Source organism: Spirosoma daeguense (assembly GCF_054776875.1).
This window is the reverse complement of the sequence record NZ_BAAHBF010000002.1, coordinates 1,041,185-1,067,448: the sequence shown is the minus strand read 5'-3', so window position 1 is coordinate 1,067,448 and position 26,264 is coordinate 1,041,185. Positions and strand designations below refer to the sequence as shown.

At 50.5% G+C, this 26,264-nt stretch carries 11 protein-coding genes; 10 read left to right on the top strand and 1 reads right to left on the bottom strand.

The features are described from left to right. Positions 1 to 53: 53 nt before the first annotated feature. The 9 genes from ACYVD4_RS09275 to ACYVD4_RS09235 all read left to right on the top strand — a co-directional run bounded on the left by ACYVD4_RS09275 (position 54) and on the right by ACYVD4_RS09235 (position 14,309). A complete protein-coding gene (locus ACYVD4_RS09275) occupies positions 54 to 1,223 on the top strand; it encodes an FG-GAP repeat domain-containing protein (RefSeq protein WP_460944699.1) in 1,170 nt (389 codons plus the stop codon). 285 nt (positions 1,224 to 1,508) lie between these two features. Further along, the gene (locus ACYVD4_RS09270) at positions 1,509 to 2,285 is read left to right on the top strand and encodes a GntR family transcriptional regulator (RefSeq protein ID WP_460944773.1); all 777 of its coding nucleotides are present in this window, start codon (positions 1,509 to 1,511) and stop codon (positions 2,283 to 2,285) included. 486 nt (positions 2,286 to 2,771) lie between these two features. After that, positions 2,772 to 3,344 (top strand): RNA polymerase sigma factor, encoded by a 573-nt coding sequence (locus tag ACYVD4_RS09265; protein ID WP_460944697.1) that lies wholly within the window; start codon positions 2,772 to 2,774, stop codon positions 3,342 to 3,344. 130 nt (positions 3,345 to 3,474) lie between these two features. Beyond that, positions 3,475 to 4,563, top strand: coding sequence for a FecR family protein (locus tag ACYVD4_RS09260; RefSeq protein WP_460944695.1), 1,089 nt, complete (start codon positions 3,475 to 3,477; stop codon positions 4,561 to 4,563). Between the two features lie 234 nt (positions 4,564 to 4,797). Continuing rightward, positions 4,798 to 8,283 (top strand): SusC/RagA family TonB-linked outer membrane protein, encoded by a 3,486-nt coding sequence (locus tag ACYVD4_RS09255; protein WP_460944693.1) that lies wholly within the window; start codon positions 4,798 to 4,800, stop codon positions 8,281 to 8,283. 18 nt (positions 8,284 to 8,301) lie between these two features. Then, positions 8,302 to 10,275, top strand: a complete 1,974-nt coding sequence (locus ACYVD4_RS09250) for a RagB/SusD family nutrient uptake outer membrane protein (RefSeq protein WP_460944691.1) — start codon at positions 8,302 to 8,304, stop codon at positions 10,273 to 10,275. Positions 10,276 to 10,410: 135 nt separating this feature from the next. Continuing rightward, positions 10,411 to 12,300, top strand: a complete 1,890-nt coding sequence (locus ACYVD4_RS09245) for a rhamnogalacturonan lyase (RefSeq protein ID WP_460944689.1) — start codon at positions 10,411 to 10,413, stop codon at positions 12,298 to 12,300. Further along, entirely contained in the window at positions 12,297 to 13,088 is a 792-nt protein-coding gene (locus ACYVD4_RS09240) for a rhamnogalacturonan acetylesterase (RefSeq protein WP_460944687.1), read from the top strand. Before ACYVD4_RS09245 ends, ACYVD4_RS09240 begins: the two co-directional genes overlap by 4 nt. A gap of 117 nt (positions 13,089 to 13,205) precedes the next feature. Beyond that, on the top strand, positions 13,206 to 14,309 hold the full coding sequence (locus tag ACYVD4_RS09235; RefSeq protein WP_460944685.1) for a glycoside hydrolase family 88/105 protein: 1,104 nt from the start codon (positions 13,206 to 13,208) through the stop codon (positions 14,307 to 14,309). A gap of 157 nt (positions 14,310 to 14,466) precedes the next feature. Here ACYVD4_RS09235 and ACYVD4_RS09230 read toward each other — a convergent pair whose 3' ends face one another. After that, positions 14,467 to 18,480 carry a two-component regulator propeller domain-containing protein gene (locus ACYVD4_RS09230; RefSeq protein WP_460944683.1) on the bottom strand — a complete coding sequence of 1,338 codons (4,014 nt, stop codon included), beginning with the start codon at positions 18,478 to 18,480 and terminating at the stop codon, positions 14,467 to 14,469. 597 nt (positions 18,481 to 19,077) lie between these two features. On the opposite strand from ACYVD4_RS09230, the gene ACYVD4_RS09225 reads away from it, so the two are divergent. Then, the gene (locus tag ACYVD4_RS09225; RefSeq protein ID WP_460944681.1) at positions 19,078 to 26,217 is read left to right on the top strand and encodes an FG-GAP-like repeat-containing protein; all 7,140 of its coding nucleotides are present in this window, start codon (positions 19,078 to 19,080) and stop codon (positions 26,215 to 26,217) included. Positions 26,218 to 26,264: the final 47 nt, after the last annotated feature.

Here is a 26,264-nt window from a genome sequence, read left to right as displayed (position 1 = left end):
GTAGCAGAGAAGCACGATTGCGCTAATTATCATGAATACTAATGAATCAAACCATGATCAACCAAATAACCCAACGTCTAAAACAACAACGTATCATCATCCTGTTTTTACTGAGTAGTTTTCAAGGGGCTTCCGGTCAATCTCAACCGCGTGTTGAGTTTCGAAAACAATTAATCGCTTCCGAAAGCGCAGAATCAGTTGGGGTATTCGATGTCAACGGCGATCAGAAGCTGGATCTCGTATCGGGAAGTTACTGGTATGAAGGACCTGCTTTCCAAAACCGACATTTGATTGGCCAGAATAATCGAAAGGGCGAATATTTTGATGATTTCTCCACCATTCCATTAGATGTAAATGGCGATGGGAAAATGGATTACATAACCGGAGGCTGGTTCAATAAAAAAATGATTTGGCGTGAAAATCCGGGTAATAATGGCGAGTGGAAAGAACATGATCTTGCTCAAACAGGCAATGTCGAAACGATACGTGCCTGGGATGTTGATGGCGATGGTCGAATGGAGATTGTTCCGAATACGCCGTTCCAGCCATTAGTCTATTATAGCTTGATTCTTGATCAGGCCGGTAAACCGACAGGTCAGTTTACGGCCACCAAAGTAGCGGAGAAACACGGGCATGGCCTCGGCTTTGGGGATATAAATGGCGACGGTCGGGGCGATTTTATTGTTTCCGACGGCTGGCTAGAAGCGCCCGAAAAGCTATCGGATAAACAGTTATGGAAACATCACCCTGGCCTTAAGTTAGACCATGCCAGCATACCCATCATTGTGGCGGATGTGAATAAAGATGGACTCATGGATTTGATTGTAGGGCAAGCCCACAAGTATGGTCTGGATTGGTATGAGCAGAAAAGAGAGGGGCAACAGATAACGTTTAAAAAGCATCCCATTGATCCGTTTCAATCGCAATATCATAGCATGGAGTGGGTCGATATTGATCAGGATGGTGAGCAGGAGTTAATAACGGGAAAGCGTTACCGGGCGCACAATGGCAATGACCCCGGAGCGACTGATCCTGTAGGGCTGTATTATTTTAAGTGGAATGGTGAGTCATTTACGAAAAATTTCATCAGCTATGGCCCGTATGGAGAGGGCAAAGGTGCTGGTCTTTATTTCTCTGTTACGGACTTACGAGGCACTGGAAAAAAGGATATTATCGTGGCTGGCAAAGACGGCCTTGTTGTCTTTTTTAACGAAACACCCTAAAGAAAACGGTGATTTATTGTGTTTTTTATAAATAGGTTGGAACTGGTAAAGGTCTCTGGTCGTGCTGGAGACCTTACTTTTAAAGACCAACTCATGCGCTTCGGGCCAGATGAATAGCTTGATCTTAACTTATTGAAACAGGCTCAGTCCTCTACAGTTTAGATTTAATCCTGAAATGGAATATGTATATTTACAGAGTTTGTAAAATGTATTAATGACAATACATTTTACCTAGGTAATAAGCCAAAAATAACTTATTAACAGCTTATTTTTCTATTGAACTGGATGGGAATAGAAGGGGCAGCTACTCAGCTAAACACAGCAAAAGCGAAATTTATTGAACTAAGCGAACGCATTATCGAGAAAATAAAAAAAGGGGAATTACTGCCAGGGGATCAGGTGCCTTCTGAAAATGAACTCATTAAAACGTTTAAAATTAGTAATACAACTGCGCGTAAAACGCTTCTCGAAATTGAATCCAAAGGATGGGCACGACGCATAAAAGGCAAAGGGACTTACGTCTTAAATCGGACGGAAGAGCCTAATTTACTGCGTAAATTAGGCTCTATATACGCCACCCGTCGCGGTTTTCACGATAGCCTGATTGCGGAAGGATTTACCCCCAAGAATATCGTCCTGGAAAAAACAGTTTTGCCAGATGGCGTTTCATCCGAGATAAACGGACGACATTTTATTATCAACGGCCCTGCCCTGAAACTTCACCAGCTCCGTTATGCAGATGATCTACTGCTTAAAGATGAGGTCAAATATATTTCTATCAGACTCTGTCCGAAGATCAACCGAATACCCACGGAAGTATCTTATTTCAGGATATACGAAAATATGTTTCATCTGACGATCACGGAAGTCCAACAAACGCTGAGTGTGAAAATCCTGGAACCGAATACCACCAATTTTGAGCTCAATAAACCAACACCCGCTTTTGTGCTCGATAGTGCTGTTATCTGTACAGGCGATCAAGTAGTAGAAATTGAACAATCGTATTACCACGGCGATAAATACAAATTCGCAATAATGGCCAATCCGGACGACACTCCGTAAGTGTCTTGTTCTTAAAATTTACCGACGCTTTCGTGACCGGTGTTACTTAAGTAATAAATTCATATAAACCGCTTAATTGCAGATAGTTAGTTAATGGTGGTTTATTTTTAATTTTCTTTTCTGAATGGTTTTGTTGATAACCGTCCGATTGTGTTTGCACGAACAAGTTCATCATTGGACACTGTAAATCATCTAGAGCCAAAGCAGTCGAAACATGGAAACTAGAAAGTGTAATTCTATATACTACTCCCATCATAAATAGACAATCATTCGTTTTTAATACAAGGCTAAATGGTAGTGTATGCCCTTTACTGGAAGTATGTCGTCATGCTCTCCCCGGATACTATCATTTAATTTGAGAAGGGGGTAAATTTGGTACATTTCGCTATTAACAACATTGAAACATTACTATATTAATTATTCTTTAACGTAGTTACGCATTTATATTTGTGGTGTTCCCTAGGAGATAGACAAATAACGAGGTTCGTGAGTGAGGATGATAAAATTCTTTGGCAGGCATTTCGAGAAGGTGACCGCAGCGCCTTTGAGACGCTCCTGAATGTCTATTATAGACCCTTATTTCACTATGGAACCAAGTTTTTAAAAGACAAAGATCAAATAAACGATTGTGTTCAGGATCTATTTGTTGATCTCTGGGAACGTCGGATTTTTTTGAACGATGCCAGAAACCTAAAACTTTATCTCTTTTCAGCTTTACGAAACCTGATTTTTAAAGAAAAGAAACGTTTCCTCAACTGGGAGGAAATACCCGATGAATGGGACGAACCTGTTACTGATACGTATACCGAAGACCGTATTATAACTGAAGAAACCCATCAGGAAAAACAATCTCAGGTTCAAAAAACGCTTGTTCACCTAACCAAGCGGCAGCAGGAAATTATCCATCTTAAATTTTACGAGGAGTTAAGCAACGAACAGATTGCAGAGTTGCTGGATATTTCCCGTCCGGCTGTTGCAAATTTATTGTTTCAGGCCATTCGCGCTTTTCGCCAGCATTGGAAGCCGCTTCTTCTAGTTTTCTGTTATATCTTCAGTTGACTTTTTTGAATCGTAACCATAAGATTATCAGTATAATAGAAAAAATATAAAATTTTTTGTCTAATTTTTGATTATTCTCCTTTAGTTTTTTGCCCTTCCTTATAGAACTTGCCAGGAATGGTGTTTAACCATGAAGCAATATAAGGATTACACCGTTGAAGACTTCCTGCTGGACGATGGTTTTCTGGTTTGGGTGCGAGCTGGCTGTCCGTCGACGGGAACGATCTGGAACGACTTTCTTGCTGCTTATCCGGAGAAACAGCAAGCTGTCGATGAAGCAAAAGCATTTATTGACGACCAACGGCAGGGGGGACACTTGCCAAGCCTACCCGACGCAGAAGTAACGTATCACATTAACAACGTATTAGCCCGAACAGAAGCCCAAGAGGTACCGGTACGTCGGTTGGACAGTTATTCAACCGGGTGGCGCGTAGCGGCAGCCGTTACGTTACTGATAGGACTAGGCTGGACTATTTTCAACTGGACCTGGCAATCGAACCAATCCGCTTATGCGTATGAAAAGCTCGTCAAAACATCCACTACGTCTCTGACTGAGATTGTTAATGCTAATCAAACGGCCCAATCCGTAACTCTACCGGATGGAAGCCATGTTACACTGGCAAAAAACGCCCGAATTAGTTACTCAGGCCAAATGGCCAAAGAAGCCTCCCGTAATGTTTATCTGAGTGGCGAAGCGTTTTTTGAGGTTACCAAAGACATACAACATCCATTTTTTGTGTATGCAGACGGACTGGTTACCCGTGTGGTCGGAACAAGCTTTATTATCAAAACAAGTGGCAAACAGGTATCCGTAATTGTCCGGTCGGGTAAAGTGGCTGTTTATTTCATGAACAAGACGGCCAACGCCGGGCAAGCCGAAAAGTTAATGTTGGCTCCCAATCAGCAGGCTACGTTTGTGACGGACGAAAATCAATTAACCCGGACTATTGCTAGCCAGCCCATCAGCTTACACCTGAATAGTCAGCCGCCAATACTTCAATTTGAAGATACGCCAATAGCCGATGTATTTGCTCAACTGGAAAAAACCTACGGGATTCCGATTCAATATAATGCCAGCCAGATGAAAAACTGTTTTCTGACCTCAACGCTGGCCGATGAACCTTTCTACACCAAATTAGATATCATCTGCAAGACCATTGGCGCCAGCTACAAAGTGGAGAATACGCAGATCGTGATTACCAGTGCGGGCTGCGAATAATTAATTACCGCAATTGCTGACCTAAACTAAACCGAACCATAAACCCATCTCAATGACGTAACGCAAGTACCCTTTCACAAAAAAGCCGCCGGGTATACGAACGGTTCATGATTGGCCTCATGATCCATTCTACCCCGCGACTTAAGTAATCCCTTGATGTTTTGGCGAACACAACTCCTTTTGCAGGAGCCAGGGGGCTTTTGTTTTTAAAAATCCAAAAACCGTCGGTAAATTATGAAAAAAACTAGTACCAAACGCAACTGTATTGCGCTGATTATGAAAGCCAGTATTCCGTTAATGCTGATTTTCCTGCTGGGCAGTTTAGCCTATGGGCGGGATGGTTTCGCGCAGGAGCTATTGAATCGGCCTGTCTCGATTGAGGTCGAGCAGATAGATCTGAGTGTCGTTTTAAAGAAGTTGGAAAAATCAACCAAAGTTCGTTTCTCCTACGTTCCATCGCTGGTTCGCAATCGTAAAGTGAGCCTGAAAGCGCATAACGAACGCTTGAACGAAGTGTTGGAAAAACTGTTAAACCCATTTCAGATTCAGTTTTCGGTGTCGGGAGAGAACATCATCTTAAATAAACAACTCAACGCAACGGGGAATAATCAAACCAGCAATACGACCACACAACCTGCCGGGGAAATTGTTGTGGCCGCTACGTCGGTAATTCAGGATCAGACCATTACCGGAAAAGTAGTAGACGAAAATAATGCTGGCTTACCCGGTGTCAATGTTGTTTTGAAAGGAACGAATCGGGGTACAACCACCGATGCGGAAGGCCGTTACCGATTGACCGTGCCAGAGGGCACCGCAACTACCCTGGTATTTTCGTTGGTAGGGTATGCTTCGCAGGAGGTGGTGGTTGGCACACAAACTTCGGTGAATGTTAATTTATCACCCGATAACAAAACGCTCAATGAAGTTGTGGTAGTAGGCTACAACACAGTGAAACGTACCGATGTGACTTCTGCGGTGGTGAGTGTCAATGCCGACGAGATTCGTTCCAGACCCGTTGCCAATGCGTTACAGGCTATTCAGGGGAAAGCTGCTGGTGTAGATATCACGTCGAATGAGCGCCCCGGCGAAATGGGAAGCATCCGGATTCGGGGTAATCGCTCATTAACCGCTACCAACAATCCGCTCTACGTAGTGGATGGTATACCCCTTTCGTCGGGCGGTATCGAATTCATCAACCCGAATGATATTGAGACGATTGACATTTTAAAGGATGCTTCGGCTACTGCCATTTATGGCTCACGCGGAGCGAATGGGGTGATTATGGTGAATACCAAACGGGGAAAAAGTGGTCGTTTGGTGCTTGAATACGTAGGAACCGCTACGTTCGAGCAGATTCAGGACCGGCTTCAGTTGATGAACTCGGCTCAGTACGTTGACTTCCGGAGAAATGCGTATCGACGTATCAACTACCTCAATACGTTGGCCGGACGAACAACGCCAGCGGGCACGGGCTACCCGGATGCCCCCAGTCAGGTAGACGATCAGCGTATATTTGCGGGCGATGCCTACGCGCTGGCCAATATAAATAAAGGGTGGTCGAATGGTACCTGGAACGGCGATCTGGTGCCAACAACCGACTGGAGAAGTCTGGTAAAACGAACCGGTATTACGCACGACCATATTCTCAGCGCCAGCGGAGGAACCGACAAAATTAAAGCCTACGGTTCGTTCGGGTATCTACGCAATGAAGGTACTCAGCTTGGGCAGGATTTTACCCGTTACAGTGCCAAAGTGAGCGTCGATGTCAATCCGGTAAAGTGGCTGAAAATGGGCGGAACGATTGATGGTACGTTCAGCAAACAGAATTACGGATTTGCCACGTCCAACGCAACGGGTCCCGGAAGTCTATATGCAGCGGCCAATGGAATGCTTCCCTTTGCCGTTCCGTATGACAGTACGGGCCGACGTATCAACCTGCCCGGTGGCGACATTACGATTCTGAATCCGATTGGGGAAGATCAATATAATATCAACCTGCGCAAAGTGACCCGTGCTATGGCCTCCCTGTACGGCGAGGTTACGATTCTGGACGGATTACGGTACCGGATGAACTTTGGCCCTGACTTTTATTACAATAACAACGGCCGCTGGATGGACCAAAACTCCATCAACCGGGGGGGCGGTGAGCCGGGTTCAACCAATTATGCCCAACTAAACAATACCAACAATTTCTCCTGGTCGCTGGATCAACTAGTTTACTTTGACAAATCTTTTGGTAAGCACAGTATTGGCCTGACGTTGTTGCAGAATGCTACGTCGTATCGGCAGGAAACCTCGTCGATGACGGCTACCAAGCTACCCTATAACAGTCAGTTATGGTATCAGTTGAACTCGGTGAGCGCGCTGGATGGCTTTGGCAGTAACCTGGTTCAGTCGTCGCTTGTATCCTACATGGCCCGGGCGAATTATAACTTCAACAGTAAGTATATACTGACGGCATTTGGCCGGTGGGATGGCGCTTCTCAGTTGGCTCCGGGCAAGAAGTGGGATTTCTTCCCCTCGGTATCGGGCGCCTGGCGGCTGGATCAGGAGGACTTTATTAAAAACGTTTCCTGGATCGATGAGTTGAAACTGCGCGTAGGAGTGGGGGTGACCGGTAACGCAGCTATTTCGCCGTATACCACGCAGGGCGTACTACAAACACTTTATTATACTTTCGGCAGTTCGGTACAGGCGGGCTACGTTTCGTCGGATGCGTCGCTGGCTACCCCCATTTCACTGCCAAACCCGCAACTGGGATGGGAACACACGCGGCAATGGAATCTGGGGGTCGATTTCAATCTGTTCAAAGGACGTATCAACGGTGCCCTGGACTTCTACACGTCACGTACTACCGATCTGCTGATGCTACGTAGTATCCTGTCTATCAATGGATACACAACTTCGCTGACGAACATTGGTGAGACGGCTAACCGGGGAATTGAGTTGACTATAAATACGGAAAACATCCGGACAAATCAGTTTGGCTGGACCTCTACTCTGAACATCGGTACCAATAGAGATCGCATCGTTAGCCTGGCCAATGGTGCCGTTGATGACCTTAATAATCTCTGGTTCATTGGTCGGCGGCTGAGCGTTTACTACGATTATCAGAAAGACCGAATCTGGCAAAATACCCCGCAGGATTTGGAAGAGATGGCGAAGTTTGCGGCCAACGGACAAACCTTCCGTCCGGGTGATATTAAAGTAGTTGACCAGAATGGCGACTATAAAATTGATGCCAATAACGACCGGGTAATTCGGGGCAGCAGCAGCCCAGCGTGGACGGGTGGCATTACCAATACGTTCTCCTACAAAGGACTTGAACTATCGGCGTTTATTTTCTCGCGGTTAAATTTCCTTGTGCAGTCGGGAGCAGAAAGCTTGCAGGGGCGGTATACCCAACGCATGGTCGATTATTGGACGCCCACTAACCCGACCAATGACTACCCGGCTCCCAATTACAACAGTGCAGCAGGTGATCCCTTTAGAAATGCAATGAATTATCAGGATGGCTCATTTGTCAAAATCCGCAACGTTACGTTAGGCTATATTCTCCCCACAACATTGGTCCAAAAAATAGGCTTGTCGCGGGCGAAGGTATACGCTCAGTTGCTGAATCCCGGATTGATTTATTCAAAAATAAACTGGCTTGATCCTGATACGGGAAGTTCCAACTTCAACCGGGGCCTTGTCTTCGGTGTAAACGTCGGCTTCTAATTCTTAACCTAATCATCCATGAAACCTATTACTCGATCTATATATTCGGCAGCACTGGTTGCGGCTCTGGTGAGCGTATCGACCAGTTGCAAAGAAGAATTTCTGGAAGAAAACCAGATCACGCTACTGACCACGCAGAACTTCCAAACCCCCAGCGGTTTAGATGGTTTGTCGATTGGCATGTACCAGAGCTTACGCTTTCACTTTAACTATGAGTGGGCCTATGCGACGACTAATTACGGAACCGACGAGTTTACCGTCGGGGGCGACCGTACCGAGCAAATGTTTAATTCGTATGATGCCAACCTGAACTCTCAGAATGGCGACGTAGCGACCGTCTGGGATAATATGTACGGGAACATCAACTCGGCCAACATCATGATCGAGAACGTACCGAAATATTATGGTGGTGGCACTGCCGCCAATACCCGATTAGGCGAGGGGTACTTCATGCGGGCATTCGATTACTTTAAACTGGTACGTCAGTTTGGCGGTGTTCCTTTGAAACTGATTCCGTCGACCAGCATTGAAGAGGAGTTTACCCGATCCTCGGCGCAGCAGGTTTATGATCAGATCGTGAAGGACTTTACCCAAGCGTATGAGTTACTGCCGGCGACTGTTACCGAAACCGGACGGCTTACCAAGTGGGCAGCGGCCCATTTTCTGGCTAAGGCGTACCTGTACCGCGCGAGTGAAATCAACAGCGACTGGAACAGCAGCACGAAAACCGCTGATCTGCAAAATACTGTTAAATACGCTGATTTGGTCATTAACACCAGCGGACATACACTAGCCACCAACTTCAGCGATTTATGGAATTTTAGCGCGATCGACGGCCCGAACGAAACCAATAAGGAAATCATTCTATCAGCTCAGTTTTCCGGCAACACGGCTACCCAGGGTCGTTATGGTAACCAGGTGCACCTTTATTATCCGTCTATTTACCAGACTTTGCCGGGTATGCAGCGGGATATTCCTGGCGACCGGGAATTTCAGCGGTTACGTACCACCGATTACTCGATCGATGTCTATGACCGGGTGAACGATTCCCGTTTCTGGAAAAGCTTCAAAACCCGTTACCTCTGTAACCGGCCATCGTCGGCGCCCACCTGGACAGCAGCTACGGCACCCAACCCGAGTCTGGTTGGTAAGCCAAAATTTGCGGGTGGTGAAGAGGCCGTTTTGTACATCGTGAATGCACCCGGCGATACGCGCTACACAGCCACTAGCATTACGTTACGTGCCCCCTCCATGTTTGTTCGCTATTTTGCCGGGCAGGCTGAAAACTTTTTGGGCGGTCATGGCAATTACAACACAAGTCAGTACGTAGCATTATCCAAGTTTATGGATGGTTCCCGCAATGCAGTTGCCTCGCAGTTCGGCCAGCGGGACGGTATTCTGGCCCGGTTGGCCGAAACATACCTGATTGCCGCCGAAGCACAGGGCCGGCTGGGGCAATACGCGGCTGCGATTCCGTATCTGAACAAAATCCGTGATCGGGCAGCTTATAAAGCAGGAGAAGATCGTGCTACGTATGTCGACGGGGGCGTAGCGTACAAAAATAATACCGCTGCCAACACGGCTCAGTTTGTATCCTACTCAGATAAAAACAGCTATTTCGAATCGAACAATTTGACCGTTACTACCGCCACTACGCTCGACGCCATGCACCTGAAAAGTGAGGCCGACATCTTTAGCGCAACCAACCAGTTTTATACTAAAGTGGGTGCTACGTCGCAAGCAGATCAGTTTATTGCCTTTATCCTGAACGAACGCTCCAGAGAATTGATGGGCGAATTGATGCGCTGGGAAGATCTGTCGCGCACCAAAACCTTATCGGCCAGAGCAATTGCCTTTAACGACGAAGCTAAACCGGTCATGCCGAAGCATTTGCTACGTCCCATTCCACAGAAATTTCTGGACGGTGTAAAACAAAACGGGGCCATTCTGACGGCCGATCAAAAAACGACCGTGCAAAATCCCGGCTGGTAAAATAGCCACCCCAAAGGCGGGTTTTAAATCTGACTTTGGGGTATTTTTTGCGCTCTTACTGGTAGGCGATAAAAACGCTCAGGCTCTTTAAGCTACAAATCATCTGGCAAGCGACACTCCACTTAGAGAATCGTTATGGCAAAATCAATTCTTTATTTGTTGGTAGCTGGGCTGCTGTTCCAGACAGTTCCGTCATCGGCGCAACGTACTTTGGAGCGATTGGATCGGGGCATTATAGCTGTCCGTACAAGTCCGAATCAGGTGTTTTTAAGCTGGCGACTATTGATCAATGATCCTGATAACGTAGCGTTTAATGTATATCGTACCGTTACGGGCAGCCGACCAGTCAAACTAAATCAACGCCCGTTAACAGGAGGCACCAATTTTGTTGATACCAGTGCTACGTTCCGGCAGGATACACAGTACAGTGTCCGTTCTGTGGTGGGAAAAACAGAACAGAAACCAGAAGGTTCGTATACGCTTTCAACAAGTGCTACGTCCCCCTATTTAACTATTCCCCTGCAAACGCCCACCGGTTATACACCCAACGATGCCTCAGCGGCCGATCTGGATGGCGATGGAACCTACGAACTGATTCTGCACCAGGCTGGCCGGGGCCGTGATAATTCCCAAAAAGGACGTACTGATCCGCCCATTCTGGAAGCCTATAAACTAGATGGCACGTTGCTTTGGCGTATCAATCTGGGACGTAACATTCGGGAAGGCGCCCATTACACCCAGTTTATGGTGTATGATCTGGATGGGGACGGACGGGCCGAACTAGCCTGCAAAACAGCAGATGGAACGATTGATGGTACTGGAAAAGTAATTGGCGATTCGACGAAACACTGGGCCAAAACCGACGGACCGCTGGAAGGTAAAATTCTGGATGGCCCCGAGTTCTTTACCATTTTCGACGGAAAAACTGGTGCTGCTCTCGCCACTACCGATTACATTCCATCGCGCTATCCGACGGATGGTTGGGGCGGAATTGGGGGCATCGGCGGCAATGATAACAATGGCAACCGGGTCGATCGTTTTCTGGCGTGCGTGGCTTATCTGGATGGGAAATTGCCCAGCGTGGTGATGTGCCGGGGCTATTATGGACGTACCGTTCTGGCCGCCTGGGACTGGCGGGATGGGAAATTGACGTCCCGGTGGGTGTTCGATTCGCAGCAGGCACCGGATGGATTTTCGGGTATGGGAAATCACAATCTGACCGTTGCCGATGTCGATAACGACGGTAAAGACGAAATCATTTACGGGTCCATGTGCGTAGACGATAACGGTAAGGGGTTATACACGACCCGATTACGTCACGGCGACGCCCTGCACGTATCAGACCTCGATCCAGCCCGGCCGGGATTGGAAGTCTGGGGTATTCACGAAAACGAATCCCCCATTCCCGGCTACGAAAAAGGATTTGGTGCAGCCCTGTATGATGCCCGTACTGGCGACATTCTCTGGGGGACGTTTTCTGGTGAGGACGTAGGCCGGGGCGTTGCCGACGATATTGATCCCGCCAATCCTGGCGCGGAATTGTGGTGGTCGGGTTCCAATGGCTTATTCTCGACCAAAGGAAAACGTATCGGCGACAGCCCTTCCTCGGTCAATTTTCTGGTCTGGTGGGATGGTGACTTAACCCGTGAATTGTTGGATGGCAATCATGTGGATAAGTATCAGACGAACGGGCCCGCAATTCGGTTGTTTACGGCAGATAGCTGTTCGTCGAACAACGGTACGAAAGCCACGCCCGCCCTCAGTGCCGATTTGTTTGGTGACTGGCGCGAGGAAATCGTGTTACGTAGCAATGACAATAAGAGCCTGCGGATTTATACCACCACGATCCCTACCCAGCATCGGTTGGTAACACTCATGCAGGACCCGCAGTATCGGCTCAGTATTGCCTGGCAAAACGTTGGGTACAACCAGCCTCCTCATCCGGGTTTCTTTTTGGGGCAAGGCATGAAACAGCCACCCCGCCCAACGTATCGTTTTCCTACTTCTAATCAGCTCAAACGATGACCTTATTTCGTTACGTTATTTTTTCCTGTCTCGCACTGTTTTGTCTGGCTGGCCGACAGTCTCAGCGGCCCACCCTTTACCTGATCGGGGATTCAACCGTACGGAATGGATCGGGCAAAGGTACCGACGGCCTCTGGGGCTGGGGGAGTGTAATTGGGGAGTACTTCGATACGTCCCGGATTCATATCGACAATCAGGCGATTGGCGGACGTAGCAGCCGTACTTTTTTGACTGAAGGCCGCTGGGAGAAAATTAAAGCCAAACTAAAACCCGGCGATTTTGTGATGATGCAGTTTGGCCACAATGATGCCGGGGCTATCAACGATACGTCACGCGCCCGTGGTACCATTCGGGGAATTGGTGACGAAACCGAAGAAATTGACAACCAGCTGACAAAAAAGCATGAAATCGTCCATTCGTATGGCTGGTATATGCGTCAGTATATTGCCGATACGAAAACCAGAGGAGCAATTCCCATTGTTTGTTCGCTGGTGCCGCGTAATGTCTGGCGAGAGAACAAAGTGGTTAGAGCTTCGGATAATTATGCGCAATGGGCTTCTCAAGTCGCAAAAGCAGAAGGGGCCTTTTTTATCGACCTGAATGAGATTATCGCACGCCAATATGAAGCTGGCTACACGGAAGAAACCCTAAAAGCGGCCTTTTTTCCGGTCGATCATACCCATACCAATCGGGCAGGAGCCCAGTTTAATGCCCGCTCTGTTGCGGAGGGATTGCGGGAAATGAAAAAATGTCCTCTGCAATCGTATCTGAGCAGTGCCAAACGATAGCTGATCATAGCTCGAAAACCTGTTCTGCACATTATCTTTATCCCTCAATAGCACATGCTACGTACCATTTTGAAATCCTCCCTGCAAAAACTGGCTGGTTGCGGGATACTCTTTTTAATGAATTGTTCTCTTGTGCTGGCCCAACCAACTTCGTCTAAACTACCAGATAAAAAGGAAATTCTGGCTAAAATGACGTTGGCCAATAGCTACTTCATGAAAGCCTGGCCTGATCCTGGAAAGGAAATCGTTACCAACAAAACTCGACCCAGCAATATCTGGACGCGGGCCGTGTATTACGAAGGTTTGATGGCGCTGTATGGCATCGATAAACAGAAAGCGTACTACGATTATGCCGTTGACTGGGGTGAAAAACATAAGTGGGGGCTACGTAGCGGTATAAATACACGTAACGCTGACGACCAATGCTGCGGTCAAACCTATATTGAACTTTATCTACTTGATCGCAAGCCCGAACGCATTCATGACATCAAAGCGTCGATTGATGCCATGGTACGTAGTGATAAAGTAGATGACTGGAACTGGATAGACGCGCTTCAAATGGCGATGCCAGTATTCGCCCAGTTGGGCGTTCTGTACAAAGACCCGGCTTATTTCGAGAAGATGTACCAGATTTATATGTACTCGAAAAGCAAGCATGGCGGTAGCGGGCTTTATAATCCGGCAGACCGGCTATGGTGGCGAGATAAGGATTTTGTGCCACCCTATCAGGAACCCAATGGTCAGGACTGTTATTGGTCGCGGGGCAATGGCTGGGTTGTGGCTGCTCTGGTTCGGGTACTGGAAATCATCCCGAAAGACGCTCCCCATCGTGATGAATATGTGAAAACGTATCGGGAAATGACACAGGCGTTGCTTCCGTTGCAACGTGCGGATGGTTACTGGAACGTAAGTCTACACGACTCAACCAATTATGGAGGGAAAGAACTTACTGGAACAGCACTTTTTGTGTACGGAATGGCCTGGGGTATTAACAATGGTTTGCTTGAGGCAAAAACGTATCGTCCGATTATTACGAAAGCGTGGAATGCTATGACAACTGATTCGGTGCACCCAAATGGTTTTTTGGGTTATGTGCAGGGAACTGGCAAAGAGCCTAAAGATGGCCAACCCGTTATGTATGACACCAAACCTGATTTTGAAGATTATGGGCTAGGATGTTTTCTACTGGCAGGTGTGCAGTTGTATAAAATGAAACGTTAATATCCTTTCTGTGAGCCTTTCTCTATTTAGAATCGGAGAATTTCTAGGACTATTTTGCTTTGACTCGTCCTGGAAAGTGTTGACCAAACTACTTTAGAAGGGTGTAGTCAGGAATATTGCAGAACGTTTCCAACGAATGGGAAAGGTAGATCGGCTACTAAGTCTCCCGAAAACTACTGGGAGAAACCCCTTTCTCTTCCGAAAAAACCCGACTGAAGTACCGGGGATTGTCAAAGCCCACCGCATAAGCAACATCGGCAACGCTCAAGGATGAATTGAGAAGTAACTCTTCGGCTTTTTGCAGACGAAGCACCCTTAGATACGGAATGACCGACATGCCCGTCAGGGCCATTACCTTGCGGTACAACGAGTTGCGGCTCATGCCCATCAATTTACATATCATGGCCGTATCAAGGGCCACATTGCTCAAATGACGTTCCAGGGTCGTGCGCAGTTTGATGATGAACTGATCTTCCATCGCGTCGCTTCCGTTGGCGGGAGCCGAACCGGACTGTAGATTACCCAGCGCCCGTTGGCTATAATAGCGCTGTAGTCGCCGTTGGGCCTGTAGTAGATTGCCCAGCACGAGGAGCAGTTCTTCCCGCTGGAACGGCTTGACCAGATACGCATCGCCCCCCCGCCGTAAGCCGGTAAGCCGATCGTCTAAAGCCGCCCGGGCTGTGAGCAGGACAATCGGAATGTGACTCGTGCGTTCGTCGTTCTTTAGAGTGTCGCAGAGATCGAAGCCGTCTTTGACGGGCATCATCACATCGCTCAGAATCAGGTCCGGTGTGGTGGCTAGGGCCTGGTTAATACCGATCTGCCCGTTTTCGGCCCGTATAATTTGATACTCCTCCCGCAGGCAAGTCTGAATGTAGATTGCCACATCGTCATTATCTTCTACCAGCAGCAGCACGGGGTGATCAAGGGCTTCGACCCAGTCTGGGCCCCTCCAGACTGGGTCAGACCAGACAGGCGCGGGCAGTACATCGTCGGCCAAGGGAGCCTGCCGGGTCAGGGGCAGACAAACGACAAATTCAGCACCCGGATTCAGACTGGATTCCTCCGGACCCAGTCGGTTACGAACGGCCAGACCGCCCCGCATCAGGCTAACCAACTCCCTCACCAGCGAGAGGCCAATACCAGTGCCCCCACTGGCAGATTCGGCCGTATCAGACTGGACCTGATAAAAGCGGTCAAAAATCCGGGTCAGGCTGGCGGGATTAATGCCGGGACCGGTATCGCTGACAGTGATCTGAATCCACAGATCGTTCAGATGGCCGGTTGGCGTTAGTACTTCGTGGTAGCCTGCCAGGGCAAACGATTGCCAGCGGGGCTGAATGGCCACCAAACACGTCACCTGCCCCCCAGCCGGGGTAAATTTAAGGGCATTGCCTAGTAGGTTGACCACAATGTCCTGTAGCTTATCCGGATTGAAATCGGCCTCACGAACGTCTTCGTCAACGTGTATGATCAACTGTATTTCCTTCGTCCGGGCTATCGAGTGGAACGATTCAACCACGTACCGAATGAAGCGATTCAAGTCGCCCCGTACGAGTTTGAGCGGCATCTGGCCGGCCTCCAGTCGGGAGAGGTCCAGAATCTGATTGACCAGTCGCAGCAAGTTGCGGCCGCTGCGTTCGATTAGAGCAGCCGACTGTCGTAGCTGAGGGTCTGCCAACTGGGATAGGGTATCGGCCAGGCCTAAAATTACCGTCAGGGGCGTGCGGAACTCATGGGAGATGTTGGCAAAAAAACGTGATTTGATTTCATCTAGCTGTTGCAGATCCTGAGCTTGCCGGGCGATAACCTGGGTGGCCTCGTCAATCTGGGTTTGTAACCGGATTTGTGCCTTCTGGTGTTGCCGGTCACGCCATCGGCCCCATGCCCATACCCCACCCAGCAGCAACAAAAAGAGTGGAATAGCAAACCATCCCCGCAGGTAAAACGGTCGCAACACGTGTATGTCGATGGAAAGCGGGACCGCCGACATTCGCCCGTCGGCGGCCTTTCCCCTGATTAGCAATTGATAGTCGCCGTAGGGCAGGTTGCCCAGCCTCAGGTGGGATTCGGTCTGGTAGTGCCAGGTATCGTTCAGTCCACTAAACTGGTAGGCGTACGTATTTTTCTGGGCATCGGTGTAGTTGAGTAGCGCGAAGTCGAGGATACTGCTTCGGTCGCCGGGTTGCAGGGTGATCTGATTAGTCTTGAGCAGTTCCGCAGTCTTGTCGACCAGTTTGTTACGGTCGGTGTCGAACTGGTGAAAGGAGACCACGCGCAGGGGCAGGTCGGGTAGGGGCGGCTCGGCGTCGAAATCACGCGGGTCGAAAGCTGTTATCCCGTTCAGCCCGCCAAAATAAAGCCGTCCCTGCGTATCCTGGTAATGGGCGATGCGATTGAACTCGTTGTTGGTAATGCCATCGGGCATCGTATAGGTCTGGGTGGTGAGCCGGACCGGATCAAACTGCATGATGCCGTTATCGCTGCTGAGCCAGAGGTGACCCCGATGGTCGGCATACACCGCGTAAATGTTATCGTTATTCAGCCCGTCGGCACGCCGAAACTGGCGGTAGCTATTTCGGGCGCGATCCCAGCGTACCAACCCGCTATTGGCCGTTGCCAACCAGAATAACCCCTGCGAGTCCTGGTAAAAATGCTGGTAGCTGTCGGCTGGTAGCCTGAATGATCCCCGGCCATTCTGCCAGTAGCGGCCTGTAACACCCTTTTCGGGGTCGACGGTGTACAGCCCCGTTGTGGAGCAGAGCCAGATCGTGCCTTGCCGGTCGGTGCCGACGTGCAGGATGTGAGCCTGGGCTAATTCGGAAAACTGGTTATAACTTTGGAAGGGAATTACTCGGTTAGCGACCGGGTCGACCAGCCACAGACCTGGATCGCCACCGGCCAGCAGCCGATGGGGTTTTGTCAAATAAGGATGAATGCTCCAGATCATCGCTCCTGGACCAGGGGTCGGCATCACGGTGGTTTTTGTGGTCTTACAGTCGTAGGACACCAACGTAGTAATCTGGGCTAAATACAGCTTTCCGCCCAGTGGATTGCTCATACTGTTGAAAACCCCCTGGTCCGCCAGCAACTGACGGGCCGACCCACCCGAAAACGTACTGCTGAACAAACCTACATTTTCCAGATTCGTATAGAGTGTTTTCCCCAGCGCGGTAATGCCCCGAACGGCGGGTTTTTTTTCCTCGCCAGGTTCATAGAATAAGCGCTGAAAGTAGTTTCGGCCCACCCGGATCTGGTAGAGCCCAAAGCTGGTTCCCAGCCACATACCCCCATTCCGATCACAAAAAAAACTTCGGTCTTCAATCAGACCGCTGGGTAGCTGGCTGGTGATATCGAGAAGGACTCGGCCGGTGGAGTCTCGCAATTGACAGCCATTCCAGAGTAGGCCATGCTGATTAAAAGCGTAGGCTAATGGATATAGTATTTTCGCCGATTCGATCAGGGTAGGGGAAAAGGCCTGGCGATGACCTGCCCCGTCAATTTTATATAGCTTTAGGATCGGGCTTGATGGGCCATTTCCCTTTGTGTGTCGATAAAAGAGTTCCGCACTGGAATTCGATTGACCCCGGCAGGAGAGGATAGCTTGTGGGTGATCATACGTGTGCAACACGCGCCCGTCCATCGTTAATTCGACCAGCTTGGTTTCGTCGGCAGCGATCCAGACCGTATTTCGAGCCGTAACAGCCTCCAACGTCACTCGCTTGTACTGCGGTAGCGATACCGTCCGTAACCCCATTTTGGAATGGTAACTATTCAACTTGGCTGGCTGGTAATCGACAAACACGATGGTTCCATCTTTACCATTCATCAGAGACTGCCTTACCCCGAAAAAGTGTGTAGGTCGGGATCGGTGAAAGCGTTTCTCAAAGGAGGTGGCCACGCCCGTTATCGGATCAAACAGGGTAATGTTTGACTTGCCTACGGGGCCCATCAGCCATAGTAAACCATCGGCATCCTGCGCGATAGAACGAATATCGTCAAAGTCGAGCCCATTTTTTTCCCGAGTATAAGTCGTGAACGTTGCCCCGTCGAAGCGACTAAGTCCCAGGTTCGTACCGAACCACATAAAGTCCCGGCGGTCTTGGAGAATAGCGTTCACTTCGCGATGTGCCAGGCCGTTATCGGGGCCATACCGCTGAACGGAGGCCACAAAGTGTTGACCTCCAGCCCATGGGCAACTGCCTAATAGGAAAGCAAGGATCAGGCTGATCGTTTGCCAATGGTGATTACTTATTGTCCGACTCGGAGGATGGGCTGTCAACTCTAATTAGTGCCTTAGTTTAATACGTACACCCAGTAGGCAATTCGATTGCTGCCATCATACCCCGTGCTGGATCATTGCTATAAATGTAAAGCTTTTCTTCTGTTCTGACAGTGAGGTTTAACACAGAAAGAACATAGACTCACCGCTAGATTAACCTGGATATATCAAGTTTGTTTTACTGAACGAATGAAGCAAATCGACTACTTCTTTTTCACTTTTTGGTTAAGATGTGACAAAAATGTACTGGATTGAGTAAAATGTGCACCTATTTGGGCGAAATCTGCACATGATTCTAACAGCCGTGGGCTAAACTTGCAAGGGCTTTCGGTAGCCTAGAGCCAGCTGTTCTACTCTAACTGATCTAGTGACAACCATTACGTTTTTCCATGGCCTGTTCCTGTTCAGCGGACTGCTTCCCACTATAATACTGGCCCTTTTTGTATGCTTACGTTCTCACTAACCATCTAGTAACTCATCAGTTCTATGAGGCTTTCTTTACCTGTTTTCACTTGTTTCCTACAGCGAGCCGTCAGCCTGCTCCTATTTCTAGGTGCCTTGCTGAGCCTGGCTACACAGGCACCCGGCCAGAACATGACCATTACAGGACTTAGCCCCGCCCGCAACGCTCGATCCGCTCCCACCACAACTAATGTGGGCGTTACGTTTAGCCAGCCTATTTCCAGTAACGTAGCCAATCTGACCGGCTTGCGGGTGTTCAGTGCTCAGCGGGGCGGGCTCCAGCAAAATGGACAAGGGGGAATCACCAGCGTGAGCGGCAGCACGATCAGCTTCGATCCTGGCACCAACTTTAAGCCGGGGGAGACGGTACGTATCACCAGCACAACGGCCATACAGAGCACGGCAGGAAATCGACTCAGCCGGGGGCAGGTCTTCCAGTTTACCACGGGGGTAGGCGGCAGTGGCCGGGGTAATTTTAATGTTCCGCTACCGGCGGCCACTCCCGACCCAACCGTGGGAAATGACCCCCGCAGCGTAGCCGTGGGGGATATAGATGGGGATGGCGATTTAGATATGGTCACCGCCCATTTTAATTCGTCCAATAACTCGGTGAGTGTACGGCTTAACAATGGGTCGGGCTATTTCACACCTCACCCCACTAACCCTGCTGCCGCCGTGGGGAACGGTTCTGCCACCGTGCTGTTGGGCGATCTGGATGGGGATGGCGATCTGGATCTGGTCACCCTCAATCTCTTTGACAATACGGTGAGTGTACGGCTCAATAATGGGTCGGGCAGTTTTACGTCCCCGGCTACTAACCCTGATCCTGCAATAGGGTCTGCAGGGTCTAATGCAAGCAGCGTAGCACTGGGGGATATAGATGGCGATGGCGATCTGGACTTGGTCACCGCTAGTTTGAAATTCGACCCCAATAGTTTTAACGGTAGTACGGTAAGTGTGCGGCTTAACAATGGGGCAGGTAACTTCACGCCCCCTGCCACCAACGCTGAGATATCTCTATCGAGCTATCCCCTGGGTGTGGCACTTGGTGATATGAATGGGGATGGGTATCTGGATCTGGTGGTCACGAATATGGTCAGTACGGGCAGCAGAGTGAGCGTTCGGCTCAACAATGGTTCAGGGAGTTTCACCGCCCCGGCTACTAACCCTGACTCCGAAGTGGGAATGCTTCCCCAGAATTTGGTATTGGGCGATATAGATGGGGATAGCGATCTGGATGTAATCGTCGCTAATTACAACAGTGCTACGGTAAGTGTGCGGCTTAACAATGGATCGGGAGGGCTCACGCCACCGACCAATAACCCAGACTTCACAACCGGGACTAGCCCTGGCGTTATGGCTTTGGGGGATGTAGATGCGGATGGCGATCTGGACCTGGTGGTCGCTAATGGTTACGATACGGTGAGTATGCGGCTTAATAACGGATTGGGCAACTTCACCCCCCCTGTCAGCAACGCTGAACTCGCGCTAGGATCTAATCCCCTCAGCGTAGCTTTTGGCGATGTGGATGGAGATAACGATCTGGACCTGCTGGCCGTGGACAATAATTACAGTAATAGTACGGTGCGTGTACGACTTAATCGGTCTCTACTCGCCCCTACCATTACCGGGCTGGCTACTAGTCCCAACATTATCTGCCCGGTTAGCCCGATTACCTTTACGGCCAGCCTGGGAAATATTACCGATAGCTACAGCTACACTCTTTCAGGCGGCAGTGGAACCCCTCTCAGCGGCTCGGGCACTGCGGCTGCTTTCAGTCAGAGTCGAATGGCTACAGGCACAGGTATACAGTCCTTTACGCTCGTCGTGGAGAGCAACGGACTACGTACCACGGCTACCACCGATCTGACTCCCGTCGCTCCACCCACGGCTACGCTCGTCAGCAGTGGGCCGCTGAGCTGTACCTCAACCAGTATGACGCTGACTGCCGGAGGAGGAAGTACCGGGGGACCGTTCACGTACGCCTTCGCCGGACCGGGGCTCAGTTATACGGGCACAGGCAACCAGCACACCGTATCGCAGGCCGGAAACTATTCAGTGCTGGTCACGAATGCCAATGGATGTACCGCCCTGGCTACTACGACGGTCGAGAACCGTGTCGCAACTATCACCGTTGGCAAACCGGCTACCACGAATGGTACGTCGGGACAAGCCTTTAGCCAATCCTTTGTGGCTTCGGGGGGGAGCAGCCCTTACAGCTACAGTCTGGCTAGTGGTAGCCCATCCACGGGCCTGAATCTGTCTACAACGGGCGTACTATCGGGTACACCCACCCAGAATGGCAGCTTCACGCTCACGGTATGGGCCACCGACGCCTACGGATGTTCGGCCCTAAGTCAGCCCTATATCCTGCAGATAAGTGATCCTAATTCACCCATTCGCTACGTGAAAGCGGGAGGGTCTGGTACTGGACTGGGCGACAGTTGGGCCAATGCCAGTAGTGACCTGCAAAGCCAGATCGACCTGATAGGTGCTCAACAGGTCTGGGTGGCTCAGGGTACCTATAAACCCGGCCCAACGGGTAGCACCAACCGTGCCCTCAGCTTCTCGATGAAGAACGGGGTAACTATCTATGGAGGTTTTGCCCCTACAGGTAACCCTGCCAGCCTCAGCGAACGTAACCCCGCTAGCTTTACCACCGTTCTCAGTGGCTACATTGGTACGTCCAACAACTCCGCCGACAACAGCTATCACGTCATCAGCAACCCCGCAGGGCTCAATAACTCGGCCATTCTGGATGGATTTGTCATCAATGGCGGCAACGCCAACACTTTCAACTCTCCCGACAACAATGGCGGGGGCATGCTCAATAATGGCAGCGGATCAGGAAACACTTGTAGCCCACTGATTCGCAACTGCATCTTTCAGAATAACAGTGCCATCAACAATGGCGGGGCTATTTACAATGCTGGCTATACGAGCGGGGCCAGCAGCCCCAGCCTAATCAATTGCGTTTTTCAGGACAACAGGGCGTTCGCCGATGGTGGGGCTATCTACAATGCTGGCTATTCGAGCGGTACCAGTAACCCCAGGCTGGTCAATTGCGTTTTTCAGCGTAACAATGCCACCAACAATGGCGGAGCCATCTGCAACGCCGGGTATTCGAGCGGCAACAGCAGCCTCACTCTGGTCAATTGCTCGTTTGTGGCCAATTCGGCAACCCGCTCGGGCGGGGCTCTTTTCAACGATGGCAGAGATCAGGGCACCAGTATACAAACACTAATCAACTGTGTGGTATGGAACAACGGCGGTGCCAGCACTTTCAATAACCAGGAAGCTTCGATTTCGGTCAACTATAGTCTTTTTGAGCCCTCGGTGACGGGATATAACGCCGGAACGGGTAATCTCACTACGTCGATCCTGCCCTTTGTAAGCGGCAGTGATGCGCGGCTCAACGGATGCAGTTTGGCCCTTAATGCGGGCGACAATGCAGCTAATACTACCACTACCGATGTGACAGGTAACGCTCGCGTGTTTGGCAGCCGCATCGACATGGGTGCTTACGAGTTCCAGGCGACCCCTTCGTCTATCACGCTTACCATCCCCAGCGCGGGTACGGTTACGGCAGGTACTACGTTTAGCCAGTCTTTTGTGGCCTCGGGGGGGAGCAGCCCCTATAGCTACAGTCTGGTCAGCGGCAGTTTGCCTGCAGGGCTAAGTCTGGCCTCAACGGGTATCTTAAGCGGCACACCTACCCAGTCGGGCAGCTTTACCCTTACCGTGCGGACTACTGACGCTACCGGTTGTTCGGTATTGAGTGCCGCCTACGTACTGACTGTGGTACCCGCTTCGCCCATCCGCTACGTTCGGGCGGGTGCATCTGGATCAGGGGGTAGTTGGACCGATGCCAGTGGCGATTTGCAAAGCCAGATCAACGTAGCAGGCGCCCAGCAGGTCTGGGTAGCCCAGGGTACCTACAAGCCCACCTCCACAACGGGGCCTGCCAGCCGCACCATAAGCTTCGCGATGAAGAGCGGGGTAGCCATCTACGGAGGTTTTGCGCCTACCGGTAGCCCCACCAGCCTCAGCGAACGGAAGCCTAGCAGCTTTACCACCGTTCTCAGTGGCGACATCGGCACGGCGGGCAACTCCACCGACAACAGCTACCATGTCATCCATAATGTTATAGCCTTGACTAGCACAGCGGTGCTCGACGGATTTATTATTAGGGATGGTAACGCGAATAATTTTGGTGTTTCGTTTGGGCTATACGGCGGTGGCATCCTCAACGTCGCAGTAAATCCGGATGGTTCAATCCCTACGCAAGCAAATAGCCCCACGTTGCGCAATTGCATCTTCCTCAATAACTCGGCAGGTTATGGCGGAGGTATATACAATTACAAAAGCAATTCGACATTGACCAACTGTTCGTTTCAGAACAATTCAGGTACTACTGGGGGGGGCATTTGCAACGAAAGCAGCAATGTGACGTTGACCAACTGCTCGTTTCAGAATAATTCAGCTACTACCGGGAGTGGAGTTATGAATACAAACGGCACTACGTCGGTGATCAACTCTGTATTGTTTGGCAATGGTGGGCCTACTACCCTGAAGCGCGATGTAGGATCGATTACACTCCGATACAGTCTAGTGGAACCATCGTTAACGGACTTCACCGACGAAGGCAACAACCTCACTACGTTCGACTCACCCTTTGTCTCGAACTCATCCACCCAACTCAAAGAGACTTCTTTAGCCATCAACACCGGGCTCAACTCGGCCTCTGGCCTGTCGGGAATCGCCACTGATCTGGCTGGTAACCCTCGATTTTTCAATAGTGGCATCGTCGACATGGGCGCCTACGAATACCAGGCCGATCCACCGGCTAGCCAACCGATTCGTTACGTGAAGGCGGGAGGAGCCGGCACAGGTTCAGGCAACAGTTGGGCCAATGCCAGTGGCGATCTGCAAAGCCAGATCAACGTAGCAGGCGCCCAGCAGGTCTGGGTAGCTCAGGGTATTTACAAGCCCGGCCTGTCAGTTGGCACCAACCGCGCGCTCAGCTTCTCGATGAAGAACGGGGTAGCTATCTACGGAGGTTTTGCGCCTACGGGTAACCCCGCTAGCCTCAGCGAACGGAAGCCCATCAGCTTTACCACCGTTCTCAGTGGCGATATCGGCACGGCGGGTAACTCCACCGACAACAGCTATCACGTTATCAGCAATCCCTCAGGGCTAAACAACTCGGCCTTGCTCGACGGTTTTGTCATCAGTGGCGGCAACGCCAACGGCAGTTCTTCTCCTGACGACGCAGGTGGAGCCATACTCAACAAGGGCAATGGGTCAGGTGGTACCTGTAGCCCCCTGATTCGCAACTGTATCTTTCAGAATAATAATGCCGCCAATCTGGGTGGAGCCATCTACAATGCTGGCTATACGAGTGGCGCCAGCAGCCCCACCCTGATCAACTGCGTCTTTGTGAACAACAGCTCGGCCAATCTGGGCGGGGCCATCTACAATGACGGCAGTGTAGGCGGCACCAGCAGCCCCATTCTGACTAACTGTTCCTTTCTGAGTAATTCAGCTACCAACTCGGGCGGGGCAATGGGTAGCGTAGGGTATCAAGGCAATAGCCGCCCCGTGCTGACTAACTGCATAGTGTGGGGCAACGGCGGAGCCAGCACCTTTACCAACGGACCGGGGGCGATCATAAGTACCAGCTACAGCTTGTTTGAGTCGTCGGTGACGGGCTACAATGCAGGAACGGGTAATCTCACTGCGACCGTTTCGCCCTTTGTGAGTGGGAGTGATGCGCGGCTCAACGGGTGTAGTTCCGCCCTGAATGCGGGTGACGATGCGGCAAACACTACTACCAGTGATCTGTCGGGTAATGCGCGTGTGTTTGGCAGTCGCATTGACTTGGGGGCCTACGAGTTCCAGACCACCGGGGGGCTTTTTCTATCCATTCCCGATTTGAACACGGCTACAGTGGGAGTAAGTTTCAGTCAAAATTTCGTCGCTTCAGCCGGTGCCGCCCCTTTCAGCTACAGTTTAGCTAGTGGCAACTTGCCCCCAGGACTGAGTCTAAACTCTACGGGCGTACTGTCGGGCACCCCTACCCAAGCGGGCAGCTTTACGCTTACAGCCAGAGCCACCGATGCCACCAGTTGTTCGGGAGCGAGTGGCCCCTACGTTCTGACGGTGAATACAATAGTAGGTCTGGTGGCCAGTCCTGGTGCAGTCTGCGTAGGCAGTCTAACTACCTTCACGGCCACGGTAGGTACGAGTAACGGCAGTTATAGCTATACCCTCAGCAATGGCCTGACAACACCCCTGACAGGCACGGCCAGTAACAGCGTCTTTAGCCTGTCGCTTACGGCTACTGGTTCGGGCATCCAGACCTACACTCTGACCGTGACGGCTAATGGCCAGCGTACATCCAGCCAAACGGTTCTACTGGTGAATCCTTTGCCAGTGGCTAGCCTAGGCCATAGCGGCACACTGAGTTGTGCTCAGACCAGCGTAACCCTGACGGCGGGTGGGGGGGGGGCCTACACCTTTGTCAGTGGCAGTGGCGTAGTGGGTACAACCGGACCCACCAACACGCTGGTGGTGAATACACCCGGTACCTATTCAGTCCTGGTGACTTCGGCCAGCGGCTGTGTGAGTAGCACCAGCACTACAGTCGCTTACCAAAACTGTGCGCCTACGCTGGCCAATGCCATTCCTCCCCAGTCTGCTACGGTGGGGCAGTACTTTACCTTTACCATCCCGGCCAATACGTTCTCCGATGCCGAAACTCCAGATAACCTAAGCTTGTCGGTAGTCGGTTTGCCGATGGGGCTAAGCTTTCTACCTCCCAATAGTATCGCTGGTACGGTATGGGCTTCATCCAGTACGGTCTACAGTGTAACGGTGGTGGCCAGCGATCCGACAGGTGGGTCAGTCTCTACGTTGCTATCGCTGAGCGTAGTAAATCCGACAGGGAGTTGCCAGAGCATGTACAGTGTAAAAGCAGGCAGTTGGAATGATGCGGGCGTATGGTCGTGTGGGCGAGTGCCCTTGCTAATTGATGTGGTAACGCTCAATCATGCTGTGAGCTTACCGGCCAGTTACCAGGGGCAGGCGCAGCGGATAATTTACAGTAACAACGGACGGTTGCTATTCGGCACTAGCAGTCGATTAAGGCTGGGTGGTAATTAAGCCCGCCACAGAGCAGTGGTCCATTACCGAGCGTCCCTTATGAACGT

Coding starts and splice junctions, on each gene's coding strand:
- ACYVD4_RS09275 (WP_460944699.1), top strand. CDS start 54: ATGATCAACCAAATAACCCAACGTCTAAAACAACAACGTATCATCATC.
- ACYVD4_RS09270 (WP_460944773.1), top strand. CDS start 1,509: ATGGGAATAGAAGGGGCAGCTACTCAGCTAAACACAGCAAAAGCGAAA.
- ACYVD4_RS09260 (WP_460944695.1), top strand. CDS start 3,475: ATGAAGCAATATAAGGATTACACCGTTGAAGACTTCCTGCTGGACGAT.
- ACYVD4_RS09255 (WP_460944693.1), top strand. CDS start 4,798: ATGAAAAAAACTAGTACCAAACGCAACTGTATTGCGCTGATTATGAAA.
- ACYVD4_RS09250 (WP_460944691.1), top strand. CDS start 8,302: ATGAAACCTATTACTCGATCTATATATTCGGCAGCACTGGTTGCGGCT.
- ACYVD4_RS09245 (WP_460944689.1), top strand. CDS start 10,411: ATGGCAAAATCAATTCTTTATTTGTTGGTAGCTGGGCTGCTGTTCCAG.
- ACYVD4_RS09240 (WP_460944687.1), top strand. CDS start 12,297: ATGACCTTATTTCGTTACGTTATTTTTTCCTGTCTCGCACTGTTTTGT.
- ACYVD4_RS09235 (WP_460944685.1), top strand. CDS start 13,206: ATGAATTGTTCTCTTGTGCTGGCCCAACCAACTTCGTCTAAACTACCA.
- ACYVD4_RS09225 (WP_460944681.1), top strand. CDS start 19,078: ATGAGGCTTTCTTTACCTGTTTTCACTTGTTTCCTACAGCGAGCCGTC.